At 37.0% G+C, this 1280-nt stretch carries 2 protein-coding genes; both read right to left on the bottom strand.

Annotated elements, in window-relative coordinates:
- Positions 1-29 precede the first annotated feature (29 nt).
- Complete coding sequence (locus CG11_RS26060) at positions 30-950, bottom strand: IS3 family transposase (protein WP_063833222.1); 921 nt, start codon at positions 948-950, stop codon at positions 30-32.
- Positions 947-1219 (bottom strand): transposase, encoded by a 273-nt coding sequence (locus CG11_RS26055; RefSeq protein WP_052599908.1) that lies wholly within the window; start codon positions 1217-1219, stop codon positions 947-949. The genes CG11_RS26060 and CG11_RS26055 overlap by 4 nt, the downstream gene beginning before the upstream one ends.
- Between the last annotated feature and the right edge of the window lie 61 nt (positions 1220-1280).

Raw genomic sequence — 1280 nt, 5'->3', positions numbered from 1 at the left:
TTGCGGAGTACCCTATCCTTAGGACCAGTTTAAGCTGATTTGTAATGAATATTCTGTAGATATTTTTCTTGCAAATCGCCCTCATAAAAAAGAGGGGTGTTTTTGGAAGAAAAATATCGGTTGCTTGGCAAATGATGGTCTATGCCAGCATGTCTACGTTCAAAATTATAGTATTGGAAGTACTTCTCCAAACCTAGATAAAGTGCTTTTCCATCTTTGTACTCATAAATATAAGCATTTTCATATTTAACCGACCACCAGAGCCGCTCAATAAATACATTATCTATACAACGACCTTTCCCATCCATGCTCAAACGTATGTTATGCGATTGAACAGCCTTGATAAACAGATGGGAAGTGTATTGACTGCCCTGATCTGTGTTTAAAATTTCAGGTTTACCATACTGTTCCACTGCTTGATCTAGCAGAGTTTTACACCAAGAAGCATCCATACTATTGGATAAAGACCAGCCAACAACAAAGCGAGAATATAAGTCAATGATTGCTGTCAAATACATGAAGCCTCCTGACATGGGAAGATAAGTAATGTCTGTTGCCCATACTTGATTAGGGCGTTCTACTTTCAAATCTCTAAGTAAGTAGGGATATACTTGCCTATCCTTGTCTTTGCTTGGTTTGGAAGTATTGGGACTAGGCAATATAGATCGCAAGCCCATCACTGCTGTATACAAACGTCGAACTCGTTTAAGATTGACTTTGTACCCTAAATCTTTTGTTAACCAAATATGCATTCGCTTGGCTCCTTTATATGGATGTTGTAGATAATGTTCATCCATCAAGCGCATTAATTCTAGATTCAACTCATTTTCCGTCTTCGCTTGGTAATAATAACTAGAGCGATTGATGTTTAGTACCTTACATTGCTTACGAATGCTCAATTTTGGATGTTTGTTATCAATATGGGCACGTTTTTCATCCAAGGGCTTCATTTCAACACTTTTTTTAAAAAGTCATTTTCTACTTTTAGCTCACCAATTGTCCTCAAGAGCTTGTCTTTTTCTCGTTCTTCTTCTGTTTTCCCTCCCTTATTAGATGTAAAAACATCCTCGGCTCCTTCCAGAAATTGACGCTTCCAGCCACTAATTTGTGTCGGAGCTAAGTTATATTTCTTTGCCAAGTCGGATAAACTGGATACTTCTTTCAAGGCTTCTATAACTACCTTGGTTTTAAATTTTGCAGTAAATTTTCTTTTTTTCATACCTCTAATTTAAGCTTTTTTATTTACTTAACTAATGGTTCTGTTTTTGGGGTACACGGCA

It is taken from the genome of Aureispira sp. CCB-QB1 (assembly GCF_000724545.1).
Classification (GTDB): Bacteria; Bacteroidota; Bacteroidia; order Chitinophagales; family Saprospiraceae; genus Aureispira.
Note: the sequence above shows the minus strand (reverse complement) of the source record. Positions and strands in the feature narration are given on the sequence as shown.